This window comes from Photorhabdus viridis, from assembly GCF_040256935.1.
GTDB lineage: Bacteria > Pseudomonadota > Gammaproteobacteria > Enterobacterales > Enterobacteriaceae > Photorhabdus > Photorhabdus viridis.
The window spans coordinates 1-1,352 of the sequence record NZ_JBEJZY010000153.1; the positions used below are offsets into that span (position 1 = coordinate 1).

General features: G+C 38.5%; 1 protein-coding gene and 1 pseudogene. Both read left to right on the forward strand.

Going from position 1 to position 1,352, the window contains the following annotated elements:
• A pseudogene (locus tag ABR397_RS22635) lies at positions 1 to 557 on the forward strand (hypothetical protein); the annotation flags it as partial.
• Complete coding sequence (locus ABR397_RS22640) at positions 554 to 1,036, forward strand: hypothetical protein (RefSeq protein WP_350307677.1); 483 nt, start codon at positions 554 to 556, stop codon at positions 1,034 to 1,036. The pseudogene ABR397_RS22635 and the gene ABR397_RS22640, both read left to right, overlap by 4 nt.
• Positions 1,037 to 1,352: the final 316 nt, after the last annotated feature.

Genomic DNA, 1,352 nt, shown 5'->3' on the forward strand with positions numbered 1-1,352 from the left:
TCGGGGATATTAAAGGTCTTGTCGAGGCTGAGAGTGCATTAGATTATCTGGTCGCCGCGATAGCCATTATTCCCGGTGCAGGTGATGCCGCTGGGAAGACCATCAAAGCGGTAGAGAAAGCCTTACAAAAAGGCAACGTTGGGGAAGCCTCTAAACTTATCAATAAGGCCAGTGATGAAATAAGACAGTTACCAAAACCAGGAACTACATCACTTCCCAGTAATGGAGTTGGAGCAGGAAGTGTTTTCAAAGTTGATGATGTTCAGTTAGGAAAAAAACTTGGAAAGCATGTTGAAGATTTTGGCGGTAATGCATCAAATGCTACAGATAGAAAAATGCTGCTGGATAAAATAAATGATATAGGTAACAACGCAGATAAAACAATCCCAGGAGTTTTTGCTGGACAGGGCCCTAATGGAACAAGAGGTGGTGTGTTCTTCAAAATAAAGGGTAATGATGTTGTTGTTACTAAACCAGACGGAACTTTTGTTACTATACTAAAAGATGGGGTTAATAATACTTCTGTCAAAAATGCCCTAAAAGGAGAACCTCGTTGAATATTATCTCTAAAGAAGCCCATGATTGGGGAATGGGCATTATTGGCAACCACCTTAAATCTGTTCAGGGATTAGTCTATATGCTACATGTAGAGGATATAGAGCACCCTCAAGAATTATTTTTCGAATTTGAAGGGGCTGGTATATCAAGGAAGATATCTTGCGGTCAAGACGGCTCATCACTAGCTGTATGCAATAAGCCGATGATCGAGAGTGACTTAGGTGAATACGGGAAACAAATAATTAAGGATATATCCCAACATTCAATATTCAATGGATTGATAGGACAGAAGTTATCTTGTTTTAATGCTATTTACTCTGAAATTGAGCAATGTGTCATTGGCTTTAGTTTTATTTTTTATAATTATGGTCAGATTAGCCTGCTTAATTTGGGAGATGAAATATATATATATAACGATATTCCAGAATGTATTTTTCTTGAGGAGAAAATCACTTTAGTAAAAATAGTAAATCTATAATTTTAACCCCAGTATGAATATGACCTGCCCCCAAAAGTTGGACAGGTCACACTAGGCGGCTAATGATACCTGCGTCTGGAACTCAACCAGACGCAGGCCATTTAACCTTGAGTACTTTTTCCGCTGAATTAGCTACAATTATAATGGAATAGAGAAATCAGATTAGCGATTCCGGCGAATACAACAAAGATCAGGATTATTGGGTTGGTTGCTACAGTACTAATGAGTTTTTACTTATTGAAACTTATTCTGGATTGGGAATGGTTGGGGGCGATCCTTTATTTCCCCTCCATCTACTTGCACCAGATGCTAATAA